The sequence below is a fragment of the Priestia sp. YIM B13486 genome, from assembly GCF_042787865.1.
GTDB lineage: Bacteria > Bacillota > Bacilli > Bacillales > Bacillaceae_H > Priestia > Priestia megaterium.
Genome location: NZ_JBHZOZ010000002.1, coordinates 308,466 through 330,444, shown reverse-complemented (window position 1 = coordinate 330,444; position 21,979 = coordinate 308,466). Strand labels below are relative to the sequence as shown.

The window sequence follows — 21,979 nt, the reverse complement described above, 5'->3', positions numbered from 1 at the left end:
TAACATACAGCATAATTAAAGGTTTTGTGACCAATTTAGTGACCGCAAATGTGACCACTCTTTGTAACCAATTATTTAATAAAACATTGCCTTAAAGGCTTGTAATATAAGGTTTCCATTATTTTAAGTAGAGATTACGATTATATTTGAGAAAGAAATTTAGGAATGAGAAAAGATAACATAAAAAGCCATCATAAAAAAAAAGATGGCTTTTTATTATTCCAATATCAACATTTTATGATTCTATTTCAACCGACCATTCCTCTTTTTCTATTTCCAAAACCTCTAATATTGTGAAGCATAATCTATAAATATCCCTTGCACTAAAATCAACATTTATATAAGACTTGTTATCTAGAGTATAATGCCTTCTAAAAGCACTTTTATCTTTTGAAACTAAATTAGGAAATTTATCTAATAAAATATCAAAATAAGACTCATCTTTTTCAATAATTTTGTTTATTGTGGTAGCCCAAACATCTCTCCAAGAATTAACTTCATACCAACGACTAAAAAAGAAAATTAACCTTGGAGAAGTTCCCTTAACGTCTTTTAATTCGTACTCCTCAGAACCAAAATATCCCCAAATTTCCAAAGATTTATCCGCTAATATATTTGCTCTCTCTTTAATATTACGCTCATTCCATTCATTAATACCCGTAAAGTATTTATTCAATTCTAAATGACTGTTACTTAAACGGCTACGTTTTTTAAGGAATGTCGCATTAGACATTTCAGCATTGTAAGCAGTTAGAGTTAAATTACCTAAACTATGCAGGTAATGGTCATGAATTTCCTCCCATGTTGTACCAAGTTCCTGTTTCCAGCTATCATTCAATGTTTGTGGCATTACATGTTCAACTGATAAATTATTGAAATTAATCTTTTCCTTATGGTTATAAGAATCTTCAATAGTCTCTAATATTAACCTAATCTTTCTACTTCTTTCGCCTGCTCCATATAATTTCGTACTTACAAGGTTGTACTTAAACTCTATATCTTTAGGATAACCTTTGTTCTGTAGGGCTGATTTTATTTCTTTTACAACTTCAATACCTTTATAACCATACCCATCTATTTTTTGGCAAACTGAAAGAAAATTTTTATTAAGCTCATTTGTAGGTAATTCACAAACAAATCTTCTTATTAAATAATTTTCTAAAACATCCAGTACTTCATTTAATTCCCTACTATTTATAATGTTTTTATAATGCAAATCATATAGATTTAATAACAAAGGATAAGAAGTGGTAGCTTCTATTCTATTTAATCTAATCATGTGTTCTCTAAGAGATACATCTTTTTCAAGCTCGGGCTTTATGAATGTTTTATAATACGATGAATATGTATGTATATCTTTGATATATTTTAAAGCATCTTCATTTTCAGCGGTATCTTTAAGTGTAACGTAAACATCACTTTTCCGAACTAATTTACCATTTTTCATCAAGAAATGCCTAATAAATTCAGTCAATGATTCACCTAAGTCTTCTTGCATCGGCTTCCAATATTGATTATAAATAAAATTATGTTGTTCTTGGTTTATTCTCATAAAGAAAAAATTCCGAATTAAATCTGATTGAGTCAATGGTCTTCCTTTTGCATTTAAACTTTCAAATACCAAGTAAGGATTATCATTAGAAGCTAATACAATACTAACTAATGATAAACGATTTGTTAATGTTGTTTTAAGTCTTCTTAAATCTATATCACATTTACTAATTTGGTTTTTGAAATAATTATAAGCTTGTATTATTAAGTTATCATTATTATTCTCAATAGTATTAAGGAGTAATTTCTCAAAACTCCGTCTATCCGCTTGAGTTGGTAGTAGTTTTAGTCTGGATTCCCCTTCTTCGTACTTGTTAACTAATAAAGTTTCATGAATTTCATCTGAGAGCCTTATATCATCTTTTCTTGCAAGGTCTCTAATTACCGCTAAAATAATTACAATTGTAGTTAACCTTTGTTGTCCGTCAATTAATAAATATCTTTGTACTTCATGTGGCGCAGATGGTACAGGCATACTAACTATTGAACCAATAAAGTGACCTTTACTGTCTTCATATTCTTCTATATCAAGTATGTCTTCCCACAACTGTTTACATTCGTTTAAAGTCCAACTATAAGTTCTCTGGAACATAGGTACTAAATATTGCTTGGTTCCTTCTATTATTGGCTGTATCTTCGTTTCATGCGCTTGCATACTTTTCATCTCCTGTAATGTCCAAAATAAAATATCTAAACCAGTTCAACCTACTGCTCACATCAACGATATGTATTCAGTAAGGTTTTCTCAGTTTATAACTTATATGTATCAATAGAGAGTTTTCCTCATATACCAAATAATTCAAACCTTTATTTTTTACCCTTTTCGTACATCTTTATCACACTGTTAATATCTAGGTAAATAATAACACGCAAATTGTAAAAAAATTATGAATAAGTTGATGATTTACTGATTTATAAACCCCTCTTTTAATTGTACCGATGTATCTTTATGTCTAGTTTCTAACTAATTTTACCTTATATATTTTATTTTCCCTCTTTACTTCTTTAAGAGCTAAAGATAGGTGTTCTGATAAAAACATAGTTTATTTACCTGCTTCCTCTAGTGTAAGCTCATTTCATAACGGAATTTTGAATTATTAAACGAGCAAATAAAAGATATATGTAGTTCCATATCTATGGATTCGTTACCCTTTAAATGAAATCCAAAACTGTTTAACGTAATTTTTCTCAAGAGCCATTTGTAATTGGTCATATTCTTTAGTGGCGTTCTCCATACGTTCTAGCAAAGCTATATTCCTGTTTTCTAATCTTATAATATCTTCTTCGAATGGGAGACGATTAGATTTTTCGGAGTTTTCCTCTTTATGACAGTAAACTAAATTCCATAAATCATCTGAAAACATGTAAGACCAAGGTATAACATGGTCAACCGACAAATTGCTATCCTCTATTTCTTCACCGCAATAAAAGCATTTACGTTTACTGTCTTCAAACATTAAATCAAGATACTTATGAAACTTTTTTAACGACACACGCTTAATATTGTTTTCATCTATCGCACGTACTTTTCTTGAAATCCGTGGACTATAATTGAACCCCTCTAACATTTGTGTCCATCTGTAATTTATAAAGGTAAATAGTAAGTCACTATTTTGTTTAAGCGTTAATACGTCTTGCCTTTTAAAATATACCTTACCTTTTTTACGGTCTAATTCATATATATCGTATGTGTTAGAATTAAGAATTTTAAATCGCCAGCAAACATCTTTCTTTAGAGTTGTAATTATTCTTTTAACGGTTTCTTCGTACTTATCTATTAATTGAAGTCTGTTAAAATCTATCTTTTCAAATCTAACTGGATGAACAGAATTTTTCGCATCAAAGAAATGGGTAATTAAGGATTTAATATGATTAAGTATTTCTGGAGGTTTCTTTAAGTTAGGACTTTGTATTAAATCAAAGTAAATAGTTTGGTTCCAATAATATTTCAAGCAAAGTTTTGCAATATCGTCAAAATCAAAAATTATTATATCTTTATCAACTTCATCACTAACATTAACCGACAATTCTACTAATGCTTTGCTCCAAACCATTTTATATGTGTTATCAAAGCTGCAATTTAAAATTAAATTATGCCATTGTTTAATATAGTCATTCATTGTGTGCACCGCCTATCAAATAAATTTATTCTTAAATTATTTTATCTTGGTTTTTCGGAGAAGAAAATATGTTGGTGCTATATCTTGGTTACTTCTAATTCAATTTTAACCTTAAGGTGCAGGGCTGGTAGTACTTTAAACTAATTTGTATTACTTACGCTTATGTTTGGTGATAAATAACCGGCATCTCTCTTTTTGCACACGGCAGTTCCAGATAAAAATATATCTATTGAGAGAGCATTACCACCTCTACACACCGCAATTTTTTTAAAATGATTGTGTAGAGTTATCATCTCTAATAAAGTAAGACCTCATATGTTTATGAGGTCTTACTTTACGCTTTAAATATTTGATTTATATTATGTTTTTCCTTTTAAAGAATAGAGAATTGTCCACTGCTCTAAATAAATATTCGTTAATATAGTGTTCTTCATTTTTTTACTAATTATTTTCTTGTTTCTTCCTTAGTTCGTCAATATCTCCTGCTATAACACCAAAATATAATAACCCTTCCATATTTCTTAGTACATATGATACATCATTTAAAACATACTCATTATTAACCGTTTTTAAATCTGTATCTTCTAACCCCAATCCCAAATTATTTATTACTATATCTCCTCTTTCATCCGCAGTTAATTCAGGTTGCAAGACAGATACCAATACACCAGTGGCTAAAATAATATTAGTTGAGATGGTCGTCTGATTTCCTTCTGGCGGTACAGTTACTAAAGATATATCTTTAATTTCTTCATTTATAGGGTCTAATGTTGCTTGTAAATAAATATATTCGTTTATCTGAGATTTAAAAATAATACTATCCTTAGCTTCGAGAAATTTATCATTTGAAAAAGCATGTAAATCTTCCATTCCACTTTTAGTAGTAGCTTGTTCCCACATTGTCTTAAATTCTATAATGTTCATGCCAAATGTTTCTTTTTCAGCTTCTTCTGCTTTCTTTTTAGCCTCTGCTTCTGCTTTCTTTTTAGCTTCTGCTTCTGCTTTCTTCTTAGCCTCTGCTTCTGCTTTCTTTTTAGCCTCTGCTTCTGCTTTCTTTTTAGCTTCTGCTTCTGCTTTCTTTTTAGCTTCTGCTTCTGCTTTCTTTTTAGCTTCTGCTTCTGCTTTCTTTTTAGCCTCTGCTTCTTTTTTAGCTTCTTCCGCTTTCTTCACACCTCGATTTGATTCTTCCTTCTGAGATGAAGTTGAAGTTATTTGAGTTGCAGTATTATCGTCAAATGCCAATGTAAGAATCAAACTCAAAATAGTTACCGCGAAAACTATTCCCGATACTTTAAATATTTTCTTCGCCTTTCCATTTTTCATAAAAAGAGCAATTAACGAACTAACTAATAAAGCTGACATAGAAAGGAATGCTAAAATAAAAGTAGTATACCAAAAACCATTATCACTAGATAAAATAAGACTCGCAATAGCTAACGCAAAAACAATACCTGATGCTTTAAAAATTTTGTTAGCTTTTCTGTTTTTCATAAAAAGAAATACGATTCCAATAATTAATAAAACCAGCGTGACAAGTAACGCTAAAATATAAATAGCACCCCAGACCCCCATAATATCCCCCTAATATTTTTTATTGAAAAATAATTACAAACTAATTTTTATAAAAATTCCATTGCAAAAGTATTAGCTTTGAGTCCATTTTTAAAATACCAATATTTCCAATTTATATAAATATTTATTCCTATAACAATAGACATATGTAAACAGTTCTTTTTTGAGAAGCTTATAACCTCTTTTTTGTCGAAAAAAGCCCATAATAAATTTAATCAAATTAAAAGTACGACGGATATTTTTCGAAGCAAAAGTAACAATTTCCACACGCAAACCACATGTCTAAAGACAGGTGGTTCAATTCATTTACACGTATTCAATATTTAATATGATAGCGGGGACATAGCACCTCTAAATTATACAGACTAGCTTAAACTGTTCAGTATCCACTTGATAAAAATCTTCTTTTATTTATGAAAATATTTAACGCATCTCACCTAGTTTTTATCTTCACTTGCAATACCTGACCGTTTCTGTTACATTTAAGAAGAATTATTTTTGTTCGGCAAGGATTGACAAGTTAACAACTTTCGTCTGAAGATTTGAGCAAGAATAGTAACACAATGTGTGCATAGCACACGAGGAGGCAACAACAATGGAACAAGGTAAAGTAAAATGGTTTAATGCAGAAAAAGGTTTTGGATTTATTGAACGTGAAAATGGGGACGATGTATTCGTACATTTCTCAGCAATCCAAAGCGAAGGCTTCAAATCTTTAGACGAAGGTCAAGCTGTAACTTTTGAAGTAGAACAAGGTCAACGTGGACCTCAAGCTACTAACGTTCAAAAAGCATAATTAATACAAACATATATACACAGACTCTACTTGTAGAGTCTGTTTTTTATTTCCTTGAAAATTTTAAAACAATAATAAAAACCCTACTCACGAATGAATAGGGAATATTGAAACAAAGATAGTAACTGGTAAAGAAAATGGTAAACTCAGTATAGCATAGTATCCTTGTAATACCTAATTTTTTATTATTTAGTGTTTTTCTAAATATAATTCAATTAAAACCATCCTTTCTTGAGGTGCTTTTTACAATAACAAGAGGGTGTTCTAATCAACTATTTATTAAATGAAACATCAATTTTCTCCTTTAAATCTATAAAATAGCTTCTATCTCTGCTCCTTTACCTTCAACTCTTCCAACACACTTTAATACCATCGCACGTACTATATATTTCTAACTGTCCAAATTCGAGTGAGAGTGCAGGAGTAGTAGAGCTTATACAATATTCATCATACAAATTAGTAAAATTGGTTATAAGTCACCCCCCATACACCCTTACTTCACACGCTAGGTACAACTTAAGATTACAAGACAATGAATTAATTAGTTATTTAATTTATAAATGGTTAGTTAAGTCCAAATTTTGTAAATATCATTTTCTAACGAATTAAACGTTCTAATACGTCAATATCATTTTCATTAAGCTTATACAATTCGTAAACAAGTAAGTTCAGTTTATTACTAATTTCCTTTTCTCTCTTTTCAAGAATTGTTAATTTTTCTTTTTGCTCGTTGAATAAAATCATTAATTCAAATTTCACTGTCTCACTTAACTTAACTTTCTGTTTCTTTAGTTCGTTTATGAACTCTTCATAAGTAAGCAAGTAATAGTCGTTCAATTTCTTTGAAATCTTCTTTAGATTGTAGTTACTTTTTAAAAAAATTAAAAATTGCTCAGCTAATATATTAAAATTATTTTTTATATTGATAACCTCATCTACTAGCTCTTCAATACCTAGAGAATTTTTTGGCAGGGAAATTGGAAGTTTTTCTATATATTGAGGCTTCACCTCTATATAACCTCCATTTCTTATTACACATAAATCCTTTAGTACATACCATATTAGAGTAGAGTTTAATATTGCTAGTAGGACCTTTTTATCAGTAGGAATCATAACCGCTGGTGCATTCAAGTAATAACCATAAGTATCAAATGAAAATTTAGGACTAGACTGTAGATTAGGCCAAAATACTTTATCTTTTTTAAACAAATCTAAATAATCACAAGCTCTTAACTCCCACCAAAACTCACCTTTATCATATCTTTTCCTTGCACGTTCTTCATATTGTTTTAAATATTTTGCTATTTCCACAAAATTACTACTTATATATTTCCAAGCTTCTTCTTCTGTAACGTCTTTACCTAATTTCTCTCTTGTCCATCCTTTTGGAAATATTAGCAACCATTTGTCGGCATTCTTAGTGGTCCATTTAATTAAGTCTTTCCCCTCCAAATAAGGTACTATTAAATTTTCAGCTTCTGCATTATCACTAATAAACTTCTCTCTCGTTCTTGTGTCTACTATGAAAGCTTCGTTCAAACCCGTTATTATACCTCTATAACTTTTACCTAAGACAATTTTCAAACTAGGGTAGCTATATATTTTATTCCTTAAATCTGTCTCTTGCGTGGAAATAAAAACCCAATTTTCCCCTTCTAATGTTTCTTGTACAACTTCAAAACCTTTTTCTTTCTTTGCAGCTGACAAGTTCACTAAATCTTCACTATTAACTCGGTAATAACAAAAACTTTCTTTTGCAATGTTATTTCTTAAGATTAAAATTACTGGATAAGTAGTTGCTCCCTCAAATATTTGCAAGTCTAAAAAGTCTGTGTAATTTATAAAACTGGTTTTATTTTGTAAATAATCTCTTAATTCTTTGCTAGAACTGGTTTTAGAAAAGTTATTAGAAATAAACCCTAATATTCCATCCTTTTTGAGCAATTTAATACTTTTTTCATAAAAGTATGCGAATAAATCCGTCCCAGAGTTATAAACATTATAATTTACTTTTAAATAATCCTTAAACTTACTTATTAACTCTTGTCTAACATAAGGTGGATTTCCAATTATTACATCAAACCCTCCCTCATTAAGAACATCTTTAAATTCTTTATTCCAATTAAATGCATCCTTACTTACTAGGGATAAATCATTAATTAGAGAATTTCCACATTTGATATTATCATCTAAGGTAGTCAATGTATTATTTTTATTAGCAGTTTTTAGCCATAAAGAAAGCTTTGTAATTTCTACAGATTCTTTATTTAAGTCAACACCAAATAAATTATTTTTTAAAATATGTTTATCTAAATCAAATAATGTGACTTGTCCACCTTCTAATTCACTAATCACCTCATTTAATTTCTGTCCTTCTTGATACAAAAAGTCAAATGCTTGATTTAAAAATGCTCCAGAACCACAGGCAGGGTCAAGTACTTTGATATTTGCTAGTTTGTCCCTATACGATTCCCAGAACTCTAAGTGGCGTTTTATAGCTTTTGTACGTACAGCTTTTTCAGCGGGCTTTGCATTTTTATTATACTCAGGTATTTCAGGTAATTCCTGCTCACCTAGTTCTCTTCTTCTATCTTCTAACCATCTACCAATTGATTGCTCTACTATATATTTTGTTACATATTCAGGAGTATAAAAAATACCATCTTTCTTTCTTTTTCCTGCTTTCTTTTCAATAATTTCTCCCTTGATTTCTGCCTTGATTTCCTCAATGTCGCTGATACTTTGCTCAAAAATATGGCCAAGTATATTAACGTTTAAGTCACTATCAAAGTCATATTCTGAAATCTTTTCTAACTGTCTAAATATTTCATCTTTAATTATTAGATTATCAAGTACACTATCATCAGCAAACAATCCACCATTAAACTTATTAATATTTAGTGGAGAATTCCCTTTATCAATAGAGTGAAATAATCCTTTTAACTGATTCCATATTCTTGTTTCGGATATATCAAAAGTTTGTTTTGCTGCCTCAATCACTTTACGAAATACGCTTTCTGGTAGTAAACCTGTATCTTCACAGAAACAAATAAAAATAAATCTATCCATTAACTTCTGTGATTTTTCGAATAATACTAATTCGTTCATATCAGGATTATTACTTTTAAGGTGTTCAAACAACGCAATTCTTGATTGTTTATAGTCCTTATAAAATAATTTTGAAATACTTTTTTGTTCCTCTTCACTCTTATTATAAAGAGATTGAATTAGGGAGTCTTCATCTCGATTAATAAGATTTCCAAAGTTTAATAAAAAATAAAACTTTTTAAATTCTTCTTCTTCAACTAAATCCGTAATAGTGAATTTTTCATACTCTGATTGGTCAGAACTATGATATAGACGAATTTCCTTAAAATTTGATACAATTACCCAACTACATCTTTTTCCTGACTTTGAAGCATAGGAAAAAGCCTGTTCAATAGCAGAAAGCTTATTAGCTCTATTTTGCTTCTTATCTAAGTCTGTTTTAGCATCTTTCAACTCAATAACTACTCGAACATCATTAATTGTTGAAGTAAAAAAACCTAGCGCACCATCGGCTTTTGTACCATCTGTCTTAGTCTTTTGTTCTTGAGTTATGTTCCATACTGTATTACCGTACCGCTTCTTATACCCCAAAATCTCAGTGAAAAAATGAGTCAAAAAGTCGCCTTGTACAGATTCCTCTTTTGTTTTGTCTAAATCACTATTTCCAATACTATATTTCCATTTCTTTAAAATCTCCATCTTTGCTTCAACGTCTGGAATATCACTTATATTAAATGTTTGCAAACGAGTGTGTAATAACTTACGATTAAATATATAATTATGTAATTTCATTTTTTCAACCCCATATAATTTTCTTCAAGTAAGCTTATAAATACATTATATTATATATAACACTTAATCTCATAATTATAGTTCTAGTAATATTACTGGAATAATGATTTATTCAATGAAGAAATCATTATTAAAATTGATAAATCTTTAACCGCCTTTCGATACACATGCAGTACGGAGTTTAAAAGTATCTTTCTACAGTTATTTTAATACTCTCCAAACTAGTATGGAACTTAACGCAGTTGAAAGTTTACAAGACTACTATGCGATATATATGATGTTTTTTATAAAAAACAGAGAGCCTTCACCCTCTTTGGTAAACACTAACTTTATATAGAACAAATTTATCAGTTTATTGTAAAACAAATACTAACTAACAAGTTCATACCTAATTCTATTTAATGAAATGGTTATAGACTTTTACTGATGAATTCTATATACATATTTAAATACAATATCATTGTCATACTTTTTCATATTGATTAATATCTTTTTCATACTTGTTCTTATACCATAATTGTTATTGGAAAATAATCAGACATATTTATCCAAAAATTAAGATTTGATTAATAAAAGTCTTCTTTTATTTCCCTTCTTATCACTACTTTGTTCATAAGTTATGTTACAAAAATATAAATATCTTTATAACATAGGAGGGTTTTTAAAAATGTATATGCAAATAGTAAAAACTGATTTTTTATCTTTAGACGGCAGTTTAAACTCATTTACTCTTACTCCAAAAGAAAATATAACAGGAACAAAAAGAGTTCGTGCAGATAGAATTATAGAGTTTAAGAGAACGAGAGAACATGCCAATAAAGAATTTGGTAGCCATATTATTTATAATTTTAGCGACTGTAATTTAGAAACAGCTACCACTTCTCCAAATACGCATTTTAATGTTGACCCAAATAACGGTACTATGTTATTCCAATATAATCACATGAATATTCCCCTAGGACCTTCCAATCAAGGCTATGCAGGTAGATGGAGCTTAATTCTTCCTACAGGATGGAGATTAACTGAAATTTATTTATCTGACCCATATCATAAAGAGGAAAAAATAGAGAAAAAGAAACAGTTTAGCTATAGTGTTTATTGGGATACTATAAATAATGTTCAATTAGTAGAAATGGAATTACGTTCTAGACGCGGCTCATTTTCTTTTATTGTTAAAGGTAAAGCTTCTAAATATATAAGCCAAAGAAATTTTATCCCTTGTAGCGAAATTAATATTGGATTACGCGATAAACTTATTGATTCAAATATTGGACGTTCACAAAACGTAAACATCTTTAAAAAAATTAATAAGTTTTTAGAATTAAAACCAAATATAGGTGGCTTAGGTCTAAATTTAAATGAAATATTAAATCATTTTCTTTCAAATTCAGAGCAACGAAAAAGTAGACATTAAAGAAAAGACTTCTCAATAATCAAGGAGAAATCAAGAAAATCAAGAATTTTATACCTTATCCTTAAATTTACAAATTGAAATTAAAAAACAATACATTGGATAGGTTACTTTTGTATTATATTAAAATAGATTATTAATTAATAAGACCTCCTCAAAACATTAATTTATACACAAAAGGAAAGCAATTTTTTTTGCTTTCCTTTTTACACCCAACTAACCCTTTTATTTTAAGAATAAATTACTTAACTTTCTCCCTTTATGTATGTCACAGTACATATTAGCCTGAATTACTTGTATCTATTTTGGAAGATTTCCTCTCTAAAATTTCTATAATATCTTTAATCTCTGCATTCCAATTCATAAAAGGATTGTTAAATTCTTGTATAAAATCAATAAAAAAATTATAGAGGTTCTTTTCTTGCCAAGGGATTTTTATACCATCTACCACTTTCTTTATTTTTGATATTCTCTGCTTTGTTTCTCTGAATAAAATTTTACATGTATAAAAATCATACAATAAATAAAAATCTTTAGATAGAATTATTTTATTAATATTCTTTTTTATATCTCCATATTCACCTAGTAATTCTTCAACTGTTTTATTTATTTGTAAGTTAATAATACCCCTTACTTTTTTATATTTATATTTCCTTTCTTTTGTACTAACATAAAAAGCAATAGTAGCTAAGGTAAAATAGTCTTTATCTTCATCTAAAAATCTCAGTAACAATTTTTCAGGTAAATCTTTAGGAAAAAATGTCAAACTAAGAAGTAAATTTAAGACTTCTGTCTTTTTTTTAGAATGATATTTGAGAATCTCTAATGATTTTTTATACAGTAAATCTATCACATCTTCACTTCTACCTTTATTATTTAGAAATAAAAACAAAGTTAATTTTATATACTTTAATATGTTAGAAGTATTAACTGAGAAGATAAGTATATACTGAAATAAATCTATTAATTTAAATAATATATATGACCTTATGGAAGCATCTCTGGTATCAATGTAATTTATCATTAATTTTATTTTATTTTCAAAAAATCTCAGTACATATCCTATTATTTTATGTTGCTCATTATCATAATTTATCAATAGTAACTTTATCTCATCTGTTAATTCCTGAATCATATTACTTATAACTTTATAATTGTTACCTTTATATTGAGTTAGGGCATCATAAAATTTGATTAAATTTGCGCGAGCTTTGCTTTCCCAAAAAGTATTTTTTAAAAAAGGTCTAACTTCTAATTTACTCTTAGATTCATTAATAGATAACCTATATCTGAAGGATGCTTCTTCTATTACTTTTTTGATTTCGTTTGCCACACTATCTTCATTACAAAACACGAAAATATCATCCATAAACCTTACAATTTCATAATGGTTTTTATATATTAATTTTTTTCGTTTTAATTCTCTGTATACAATATTGTCAATATTACATAATACAAACTCTGCCATATATCTTGAAAATTCTGGACCAACTACAATACCATTCGTTTCTCCATAATTTGATGCTTGTAAAACTCTATCTATTATAGAAGATATTCTTACTCCATTTCTGGATTCTTTAGCTAGCTTTATATCTCCTAGATATGACCAATCTATAGAATGAGTATAGATATTATAAAAGCAATTTTGAAAATCAATTTTTAGCAGTTTAGAATATTTTATTTCCAATTTTTTTAAAATTGGAGAATTCAAAAAATCATTTATTCTAGTGAATTTTCTTTTCACAAAATAGCTTGCAGGAAATGAATGGGATTCATCACTTTCTTCATCTAGAAGAGCAAGCATGTTTTTAGAAAGTGTATCATTAGCTTGAATATCTTTATTATTTATTTTGGAAGGATATCTAAGTGAAAAAATAGCATTTTGTTTAAAAAAATTTATTATTTCTAAGTCATATTTTTCTATTACTTTTAGCATGTGAAGCTGGGATAAAGGATGGATTAGACTTATACTTCTTGTACTTACATCATTTTTATAAATAAGAAAGTTGAATGGTTCTGTTTCAAGTATACGGTTATTACTGAATAATTTTTCTATATGATAATCTTCCCATATTTTGCATCTAGATTTATCCATATGTTGTATATATGAATATAGATTAGTGTTAGAGAAAATTAAGGGTACTTCATACGGTAAAACATCTGTTAATATAAATCTACTTTTATTAATAATTTTCCCCTCCATCTTTTACATTTAATATGGTATTATTATACTGTATGGTTAGGCGTCAGTATAGTATAATGTGGATTGATATCCACATTATACTATTCTTAACAGCAGCAAGAACTGGCATTATAAATATCTATAACCTAACAGGTCTATAAGAAATAATAACTAGTATATATTTCTGGCTCTGTTGGCTACACACAACTTTAAGTATTCGCCTAACCTCTTCTTTACTGGAGGATGTGATTTTTTGAAATATCAATTAGATAGAAATATGTTAGAGGATTATTATTCAACCCTATACAAGGAACTTAAAACTGGTAATGACAGAATAACCCCTCAAAAGTTTTATACTATTAGAGCGGCTGAGTTTGACTTAATACTTAGAAAAGTCAATGATAAATCTTATAGTTTTACTTCTCTTAAAAAAGTTACGTTGTCAACAAATAGAGAGGTTTATATACCTACAATTAGAGATAGATTAGTTATAGAATATCTAAAAGACAAAATCAAACAGAAATATAGAGTTGTATATCCAAGTAGGAATGAGATTATTAAATCTATCGTATCAAAGTTTAACTTTGATATGGAATATTACGTAATAAGACTTGATATTAAGGATTTCTTCAATTCTTTACCCCAAAATGTTATCTTAAGCAAAATAAAAGAAAAATCACTTTTATCTGCTCACGAATATCACCTTTTAAAAGAACTTTTAAAGAAGGTTGAAAAAGGATTACCTCAAGGATTATCCGTTAGTAACGCCTTAGCTGAAATATACATGGAAAGATTTGACCAAGAGCTTAAAAGAATTCATCCTAGAATGAATTACTATTGCAGATATGTAGATGATATTTTACTCATCTTTAATGGAAACCTTGTTCCCTCTGAAATTTCTACTATAAAAAATAAAATTCACACTATTTTCAAACGTTATTCCTTAGAGATTAATAAGAAGAAAAATAAATTCAAATTCACAAAATTCCCTTTAATTAATAATAATACTAAAGAGGACTTCTATTTTACTTATTTAGGATATAAGTTTTTAATCAAAAAAAATAAATTATTAATCACTATCTCAGAGGAAAAAGTCAATAAATATAAAGATAAAATAGCATATTGTTTTCATGATTTTTTACAAAACCGTAATTTAGATTTGTTAATTAATAGACTTGACTTTCTAACTAAAAAGAATGCCGTAATAAAAAGAGAAAAGTTCTTAAATAAGATGAATCAAAAAAGTTATAGTAAAAAGAAAATATATTTTGGTATTATGGAGAATTATAAATATATACATGAGGATGAAAAAATAAATATTGCTAAGATAATAGACGATTTTTTAATTAGTGAGATTAATAAAGTAAAATATATTTTAAATTCAAACCAATATGGATTTACTAACAAAGAAAAAAAACGATTGTATAGTATCTCACTTTCACATAATATGGATAAACTTAACCCTATCTATCGTTATAAAAAAGTAGATTATATAAAAAAAATACTTGGCATCAAATATACTGAGAGTAGAAAAAGTTTAGATGACTTAACATATGATGAATTGTCTAAGGAATATTTTAAACTTTTAAGATATGATTATTTGCTTAAGTAAATTAAATGTTTCTATACTCCTGTAACCTAAGGTTGCTGCTCTTTGGTAAGGCAAGCGAATATGTATAATAGTGGCATGCTTAAGATGGAAGCTAAAGCTATGCAATGTATTTTTTATTTATAAAGAAGTTTAAAAATTATATCTATTAAAGGAGTGAAAAACCCTTTTCACTGAAAATTTTATTAAAAGTGCGTGGGTAATGGTGCTTATACATTTTCGACTATATAAACTTTGTTAAAATGGTCATATATTCCCCCCACGTGTCTTTTTGCACACGAAAGACGCACGCTAAAAATACGTCTGTTAACCTATTTTCAGTGTGATTTTCCTTTGTGTACACGTACATATAATTTTTTAGATTGTGTGGATAGATGTGCTAATAAAACGAAGCATCACACTTTTATGAGGTCTTGTTTTATATTTGAATGCTCGATTAGCATCATTCTTCCCTTATTTTGCTCTGCTTATATCTACTATTTAAAATGGAGAGAATATGCGGAAGCGGTAGAGCTATTAGAATATGTACTTTATACATAACCAGAAGCAGTTAAAATATCATATACCCTTGCATAGACATTTACACCTACAATTCTTAATAAACAGGTCCAAACGAAAAAATGAAACTTATGATAATTTACATTTTTAGTTTCACCGCTTATGAAAATACAATAGGTTAATTTGATAGGATAGATTTAACTTCCTTATATATTTTTTTTATATTTTTCCTATCAATTACATTAATCCTCCAATCTTTAACACTTGTAGAAGTAATTAAAATTTCAAAAGCTAATGATTTATCAGATTTTTCAATAAAAAAGTAACTAAAAGTAACTTCTCTACCGTCAGGGAGAAATCTTGTTCTTAACTTTATTACAAATTCCGTATCCGCTATATTACGGTCTAATTCTTGGTTATTTTTATACTTTTGTTTAATTTCTTTCTTAATTTCTTTTAAGACTGTTTGGTTTTTCTTGTGTGCTTGGTTCCTTGCAATGATATCATCTATCAGACATGATAGGTTTTCAAAAGGATAACTAATTTCCTCGTCTGAATCTAGTGAAAGGTAGCTAGTAAATATATTTATATTCTCATTATTTAAGTATCTATCTGTTTTTAACCCCTTACAAAGCTCTGTTAACTTAGTAAATGATACTCTTTCTCCACGTCCTAAGTAATCTTCTAAAGTACTCTTCGCTAATTTTTGATTTGAACTTAGGAAATATTTCTCTACTATATCGTCATGCCTTAATATTAATTCTTTTAAAAATGGACCATCTATGTAATGTATTTTAGTTGGAACAACTTTTTGTACTGCTTCTATATAATCCTTAGCATCTGGCGTTAGATGACTAGAAGTTATAATCACAAGTTTATCTGCCTGTTCCGCTGTTGCCCAGCCTACTTTATCAACAATTTGAGCAACAGGAACACCACCTGTGTAAAATTTACATTCAAAAAACCATTTTTCTGTTTTTTTTCCTATCATGGGATAATCAACAAGTAATTCTGCTTGAATATCACGCCCTCTATCAGAGCCACCATCTCTCCAATCTATATTATGAAAACCCATTGATATTAGTAAATCTTTAGTCATATTTTCGAATATGTCCCATTTTTCAAGAACAGAGAAATCAATATCTTCTGATGTAAAAGCCCTACTCATACTAAAAAGCACTCCTTTAGTTGCATCTTTTATAAACCTAACTTTAGTCCTAATCTACAATTTAACAAAAAATAAAAATAATCTCAATATTTTATTATCTAATACGTATAAAATTAATTTATTCTTATCTTTCGAGAAAAATTATTTAACTTATGAAGATAAAAACCTATGTACAAATACTTTGACCCTTGGCAATCTGTAAGAGGAGTAAATAGTAGAAATTTTCGAAGACTATAAACATTTTGTCCTATTTGAAGAAAAAATTACGTTACCTACTAATTTCATCGAAAAATTATGTGAACTAATTAAATACTGCTAACCCATGTGTAAAACTTTTAAGATGAGTGGGTAATCATCCCGTTTTATAAAAACTAACTAGATAATAAAGACCTCGTAATTTACATGAGGTCTTTATTATGCTCTGAAATACTTGATTAACATTATGTTTTCCCTATTTAATTTTGGCTTATACTCTTTGTGTTTTACGTAATGCTAATTAAAGATTTCACATTAAATATCTACTTATTTTCATCTTGTCCTCTAAGAAGGCCTAACCGTGTATATATTATTTAAATTCAAAACTCAGTTAAATTATCAGTTGGGAGTTCATTACTATATCTAGACTTAAGGTAATTCGTTAATTGATTAATTCGTTAATTGGTTAATTCGTAAAATATCAATAATATCTCCCACATAGGAACATATTCCTTTAAAACCTTGCTTTGCTTAACCCGTTCGTGGTCGCTATTATTTTTGCGTTCTTGTCTATTTTTTGCTCTTTTAACTGAATGTTCTCCATAGAGACCTTTGAAATCATTCATCAACATTGTGATATTCATTTCACTTAAACCGTAACAGAATAATAGTTCGTTATTCTCAATTAATTTGTTGAAATATCTTTCAATATCTTTGTCTGCTACTTGTACAGCAGCTCCATGTGCTTCATACACATACTTTAAACTAAGCTCACTTTGAAGACGTTTATTGTATTCTTTCCAGTATTCTTGTACTTTTGAATCATTTTGTTTCCACAAATCTTTTAAGCTAATGTCGTATTTAGTTGCTACCTCACGTTTCAATTTACCAACAGCTACAAATTCTTCATCGGTTAATGGTCTGTGGTTTTCGCTACCTACAACACAGCCATACCATTTAACACTGTGTATGATTATTTTTGCATCTGCTAGTTTTCTAAGCACAGATTTTAAATTTTCTTTTAATGTGCCAAGCTCTGTTTTAATGAAGCAGTCTAGCATAACAATATCTTTATCTATAAACATATCACTATGTTCTTCCTTCAGTGTGTCGAAACAATTCGTTTTAGCTAACGTGTTATAATATGATGTTGTTAACTTTCTGTTCACAAACCCTATCATTACTAACCATTGGCTTAATGACATTGGTTTTGGTTTGTTTTTTAGAATGAAGTCTAAAACGAGTGAATTGATTTCATATTCATAAGGTATTTTTGCTCCATTATTTTTGCGACCGTCTTTCTTGGTTTCCTTTTCCTCACGCTTTTCTGCACAAGTTATTATTCTGTCAGCTCCTTTTCCCTCAATTGTTACAGTTTTATAGTCACATTTCATTTCCTCTAATAATTGCTCTGTCTGATTTGCGTTTAGACTACCTTTCCTCTTCTTACTAGATGCTTTCTTTTTGTAGAAAGCTCTTTTAATAGCGTCATTCCCAAATTTCGTTACTGCTTCTTCTAAATTAAATTTAATCATTTCATTACTCATTTTATATTGTTCCTTTTCTTTTTTATTTTTGAACAAAAATTAATTTACTAATAAATTAATAATATTTAAAATTGATTTTTGTTCATTTTTACCTAAGTATATTTACTATGTACTTTTTATCACCATCCTTTGGAAAACTATCGTTTTCCAAAGCCTAGCCGAAAAAGTACCAAAACGGCTCGTTAAATTATAGATATCTAATTTTTCTTTTCACTTTACTGCATTAACCATTAACATCAATTTCTCTGTATATTCTTGAAAATAAAAAAACACAAATAACCTCATTAATAAAAGAGGAAAATTTGTGTTTGGTTTGTTTATTATACATTTCGTTTCATAATATTATACGTTTGTAGTTATAGTCACTTAAGGCTGACTATAATAGCATTATACCATAAATAATAAAAAAAGTCAAAAAACATACCGTATAACTATTGACATCAAAACAAGGAAGTGTTACGAAAAACAGACAGGACGAAGCCAACCGAACGAAGTGAGGTAGTGTAATCTAGCTATTAAACCTTCTTTTCATCATTTCTGTTCTTCTATCTGCTCTCCTAACTTCACGAGTTATTATAGGTTGAATGTATCTTATAAATTCCCTTGCAAACTTTTTAATTTCTTGATTATTTGTTTTTTCCCATTTTCGAATTTCTTTTTTTATTCGTTCATAGGCTTCAATAAATCCACGTTCCCCAGAGACAATCCCAGTACGCGTTACAGCACTCATTATTTCTTGCATTAATTTTCCATTTCCGCCATGCTTTTTTATAATAGTTTTGCATACTCCATGTATTTTAAATGAACCTTCGTACTCCTTAATTATCTGTATTACTTTATTAGCATCTTCTATATTCCCATTGACTATTAATTTATTTAAGTATTGTTGTAAAAGGTCATCAAAATCCGGATAAATATTCTTTATTAATTGAGACGCTTCCAATTGAAAAAGCCACTCTTCCTTATTAAACCATTTAATTATCAAAGGTAATATAGTATCTGGCTTATCTCTCAAAAATTCACCCAAATCACTAAAGTTATCTGGAACTCCATCATAGTTATCTATTAATTGATTTTCGCTTTTCTTTTGTTTTTCAATTTTAATGTTTACACGTCTTTCAAAAAAACTAATAATTTTATCAGGGGAATTTTTACATAGAGACGTTAGTAATTCTTCTTCATGAAAGTCAATTTTTGTAACCTGTTCTAAACAAGATAACATCAAATCTACATCCGTATCAGTTAAAAAATCCAGTATTGATTTTTCACTAAATCGAATGTGGTGAGTCCAATAGAATTCTCCACGCTTAGAAAGCTCTTGGATAATCTTTATGAATAAATTACTTAATTGTTGATAATATTCTTTATTAGTTAATACAGCACGCAATAGGTTGTAGAAAGCAAGTATATTATTGCTTTTTACAATACACCCATAAATGTCTTTTAACATCTTTACATTAACATTTTCTGTGAGAGTATAGATATTTGCACATTGCTCTAGATATTTCCCATTAGTTATCCAAGCTAATATTAATTGATTTACTGCTTCATCTCTATCTTTAGAAGTTAATATTCCAGCAACTATATTTGAAAGAAATTTTTCTAACCGTATTTCATTTCTAAAAAGTAACTTTGTTGCAGTATCAGGCTGTATTTTCCCTAAATCAAATAAAAAGTTTTTAAAATTTGTGAATTCCCCATCTTTTGTTGGTGAGTAGCATTGAGCAATAGATAGAATTCGTTTTTCCCAAGTGTCGTAACTTTCGAGGGATATATCTCTGAGATATTTATTTTGTTTATTTCTTCTTATCTCTTCTGCTTCACGCCATCCGATTTCCCTTCCGTATGATATATCATAACCAACTAAAGTTTTAAAAATATCATACTCAGGATTAAAATCTATCAGTAATTTTAGGTTTGCTAAATTAGTTGTTTTTTCAGTAAGCCTATAAATATTTTCATCAAGGGCTTTAATTTCTTGTAAATTAAATAATACAAAATTCTGTAAAAACCATTTAACCACATCATCTATATTTCCTAATACTAATTCTTCAATTTCTTTATCAAAGTTTACTCTTCTAGGTAGGCTTGTAACGTGGAATAAAACTTTTATAACATCTACTTTTACTTCATCTTCAGAAGAGTTTATATAAATTTCTTGTAAGATATCAATTACATTCTTTCTCAATTCTTTCAAGTGTTCATTTACTCCAATTGCTCCAAACCTTACACCTATTTGATTATAGTCAGTTAAAGAGTAATCATAAAACTCAAGATTTAGAAGATTTGAAAATAACCGCTCTAAAAATTTCCACAATCTTACTTTATTTTCTATAGACAAGCCTTTTATATTATTTAAGATTGCTAGCTGTGGATAATATCCTACTTTTTCTATAACTCTTGAATTGTACTTGCTGAGATTATTAAGTATTTCTAAAGATTTATTCTGTATCTTCTGTTCTTCATCCTGACTTAAATCCATCAAAATTTTAAAAGTCTCTTCTACATGAAAATATCTAACTTCATTTAAAATATCCAAACTAATTTCAACAACGTGATGATGTTCAAAACCAAATACACTTCCTAAGCCTGTTTTAATATCAGTTGTTTCTAAATGTTTTGATTTCTCAATGACATTAGAAATAAATTCAATTAAATTGAAATTTTCTGGAGTTTTATCTCCAAATTCAATCAAAAATTGATGTACAAGTTTCATCTTTTGATATACTTCGTTTCTTGAATTAGAAAACAAGATACTCTGCAAGAAATCTAAATCAAATATTTGTTTACCTCGCTTTAAATTTTCAAATCGTTCGTTAATAAATTCAAACCTAAAACTTGCAGGTTTAATGTGATTCTTCATTACTTCTCCGAACTCTTTCTTTAGTGCATTGACTGAGCGTTCATCAAATTCTGTAAGTTCTTTAGGGAGTTTATAAATAATATTATGAGACATTTGAGACCAAGAATGAAAAAGAACTGTGGTCAATTGAATTTCACATTTTAAATCACTAAACTTTTCATATTCCATTAATTCTAACCTTTCGGGGTTTAACTTAACTATTAAATGTAAAGCATTGTATCCATCTTCTGAATACCTTAGATTACTTTTCTCTACAGCAAACTCATTATAAATTAAACTTTCAAATTTCTGAATGTCACTTTCTAAGTAAAAAATCACTCTGCATCCAACTATATCATCTATTTCATCAAGCTTTGTTATGTTGTCAGGTAAAGAGCCACTTACTACTTTATTCTCAATAGATTCAAAAGTTTTAACCCGATTTGAAACAATTTGGTATTGAAAAGAATATTTTTTTAATAATGATGTAACTATGTAGGCAACTGTATTACAGTAGTCTTCAAAAGTGTCTTTCCCCACTTTGTAATCTTCATTAAACTCTTTAATTTTTTCTTTCATCTTCATTGGTAATCACCTCTAATTTGCAAGATTATAATAAAGTATCGATGTGAAACAATTATTTCTCTT

At 28.5% G+C, this 21,979-nt stretch carries 11 protein-coding genes; 3 read left to right on the top strand and 8 right to left on the bottom strand.

Annotation, left to right across the window (positions count from 1 at the left end):
• Positions 1-235: 235 nt before the first annotated feature.
• From ACFX4G_RS05835 to tolA, 3 genes are all read right to left on the bottom strand, one after another.
• A complete protein-coding gene (locus ACFX4G_RS05835) occupies positions 236-2,206 on the bottom strand; it encodes a DUF262 domain-containing protein (protein WP_377573309.1) in 1,971 nt (656 codons plus the stop codon).
• A 490-nt stretch (positions 2,207-2,696) separates the two neighbouring features.
• Positions 2,697-3,671 (bottom strand): HNH endonuclease signature motif containing protein, encoded by a 975-nt coding sequence (locus tag ACFX4G_RS05830; protein WP_377573306.1) that lies wholly within the window; start codon positions 3,669-3,671, stop codon positions 2,697-2,699.
• A gap of 441 nt (positions 3,672-4,112) precedes the next feature.
• Positions 4,113-5,243, bottom strand: coding sequence for a cell envelope integrity protein TolA (gene tolA / locus ACFX4G_RS05825; RefSeq protein ID WP_377573303.1), 1,131 nt, complete (start codon positions 5,241-5,243; stop codon positions 4,113-4,115).
• Between the two features lie 595 nt (positions 5,244-5,838).
• Here tolA and ACFX4G_RS05820 point away from each other — a divergent pair.
• Positions 5,839-6,039: a cold-shock protein gene (locus ACFX4G_RS05820; RefSeq protein ID WP_025908891.1), complete on the top strand. Its 201-nt coding sequence runs from the start codon at positions 5,839-5,841 to the stop codon at positions 6,037-6,039.
• Between the two features lie 597 nt (positions 6,040-6,636).
• On the opposite strand, the gene ACFX4G_RS05815 is transcribed toward ACFX4G_RS05820, so the two are convergent.
• The gene (locus tag ACFX4G_RS05815; protein ID WP_377573300.1) at positions 6,637-9,879 is read right to left on the bottom strand and encodes an Eco57I restriction-modification methylase domain-containing protein; all 3,243 of its coding nucleotides are present in this window, start codon (positions 9,877-9,879) and stop codon (positions 6,637-6,639) included.
• Between the two features lie 667 nt (positions 9,880-10,546).
• Here ACFX4G_RS05815 and ACFX4G_RS05810 point away from each other — a divergent pair.
• On the top strand, positions 10,547-11,293 hold the full coding sequence (locus tag ACFX4G_RS05810; RefSeq protein WP_377573297.1) for a hypothetical protein: 747 nt from the start codon (positions 10,547-10,549) through the stop codon (positions 11,291-11,293).
• Positions 11,294-11,570: 277 nt separating this feature from the next.
• On the opposite strand, the gene ACFX4G_RS05805 is transcribed toward ACFX4G_RS05810, so the two are convergent.
• The gene (locus ACFX4G_RS05805; protein WP_377573294.1) at positions 11,571-13,493 is read right to left on the bottom strand and encodes an RNA-directed DNA polymerase; all 1,923 of its coding nucleotides are present in this window, start codon (positions 13,491-13,493) and stop codon (positions 11,571-11,573) included.
• Between the two features lie 232 nt (positions 13,494-13,725).
• Between ACFX4G_RS05805 and drt3a the strand changes: the two genes are divergently transcribed.
• On the top strand, positions 13,726-15,084 hold the full coding sequence (drt3a, locus tag ACFX4G_RS05800) for an antiviral reverse transcriptase Drt3a (protein WP_377573292.1): 1,359 nt from the start codon (positions 13,726-13,728) through the stop codon (positions 15,082-15,084).
• A 673-nt stretch (positions 15,085-15,757) separates the two neighbouring features.
• Here drt3a and ACFX4G_RS05795 read toward each other — a convergent pair.
• The 3 genes from ACFX4G_RS05795 to ACFX4G_RS05785 all read right to left on the bottom strand — a co-directional run bounded on the left by ACFX4G_RS05795 (position 15,758) and on the right by ACFX4G_RS05785 (position 21,916).
• Complete coding sequence (locus tag ACFX4G_RS05795) at positions 15,758-16,747, bottom strand: restriction endonuclease (protein ID WP_377573287.1); 990 nt, start codon at positions 16,745-16,747, stop codon at positions 15,758-15,760.
• A gap of 653 nt (positions 16,748-17,400) precedes the next feature.
• Positions 17,401-18,489, bottom strand: a complete 1,089-nt coding sequence (locus ACFX4G_RS05790; RefSeq protein WP_377573284.1) for a hypothetical protein — start codon at positions 18,487-18,489, stop codon at positions 17,401-17,403.
• A gap of 508 nt (positions 18,490-18,997) precedes the next feature.
• On the bottom strand, positions 18,998-21,916 hold the full coding sequence (locus ACFX4G_RS05785) for a hypothetical protein (protein WP_377573280.1): 2,919 nt from the start codon (positions 21,914-21,916) through the stop codon (positions 18,998-19,000).
• Between the last annotated feature and the right edge of the window lie 63 nt (positions 21,917-21,979).

What these genes read in the sequence shown, in the direction of transcription:
- ACFX4G_RS05795 (WP_377573287.1), bottom strand. Translation starts at nt 16,747, where the DNA reads ATGAGTAGGGCTTTTACATCAGAAGATATTGATTTCTCTGTTCTTGAA.
- ACFX4G_RS05785 (WP_377573280.1), bottom strand. Translation starts at nt 21,916, where the DNA reads ATGAAGATGAAAGAAAAAATTAAAGAGTTTAATGAAGATTACAAAGTG.
- ACFX4G_RS05810 (WP_377573297.1), top strand. Translation starts at nt 10,547, where the DNA reads ATGTATATGCAAATAGTAAAAACTGATTTTTTATCTTTAGACGGCAGT.
- ACFX4G_RS05820 (WP_025908891.1), top strand. Translation starts at nt 5,839, where the DNA reads ATGGAACAAGGTAAAGTAAAATGGTTTAATGCAGAAAAAGGTTTTGGA.
- ACFX4G_RS05830 (WP_377573306.1), bottom strand. Translation starts at nt 3,671, where the DNA reads ATGAATGACTATATTAAACAATGGCATAATTTAATTTTAAATTGCAGC.
- tolA (WP_377573303.1), bottom strand. Translation starts at nt 5,243, where the DNA reads ATGGGGGTCTGGGGTGCTATTTATATTTTAGCGTTACTTGTCACGCTG.
- ACFX4G_RS05835 (WP_377573309.1), bottom strand. Translation starts at nt 2,206, where the DNA reads ATGCAAGCGCATGAAACGAAGATACAGCCAATAATAGAAGGAACCAAG.
- ACFX4G_RS05815 (WP_377573300.1), bottom strand. Translation starts at nt 9,879, where the DNA reads ATGAAATTACATAATTATATATTTAATCGTAAGTTATTACACACTCGT.
- ACFX4G_RS05790 (WP_377573284.1), bottom strand. Translation starts at nt 18,489, where the DNA reads ATGAGTAATGAAATGATTAAATTTAATTTAGAAGAAGCAGTAACGAAA.
- ACFX4G_RS05805 (WP_377573294.1), bottom strand. Translation starts at nt 13,493, where the DNA reads ATGGAGGGGAAAATTATTAATAAAAGTAGATTTATATTAACAGATGTT.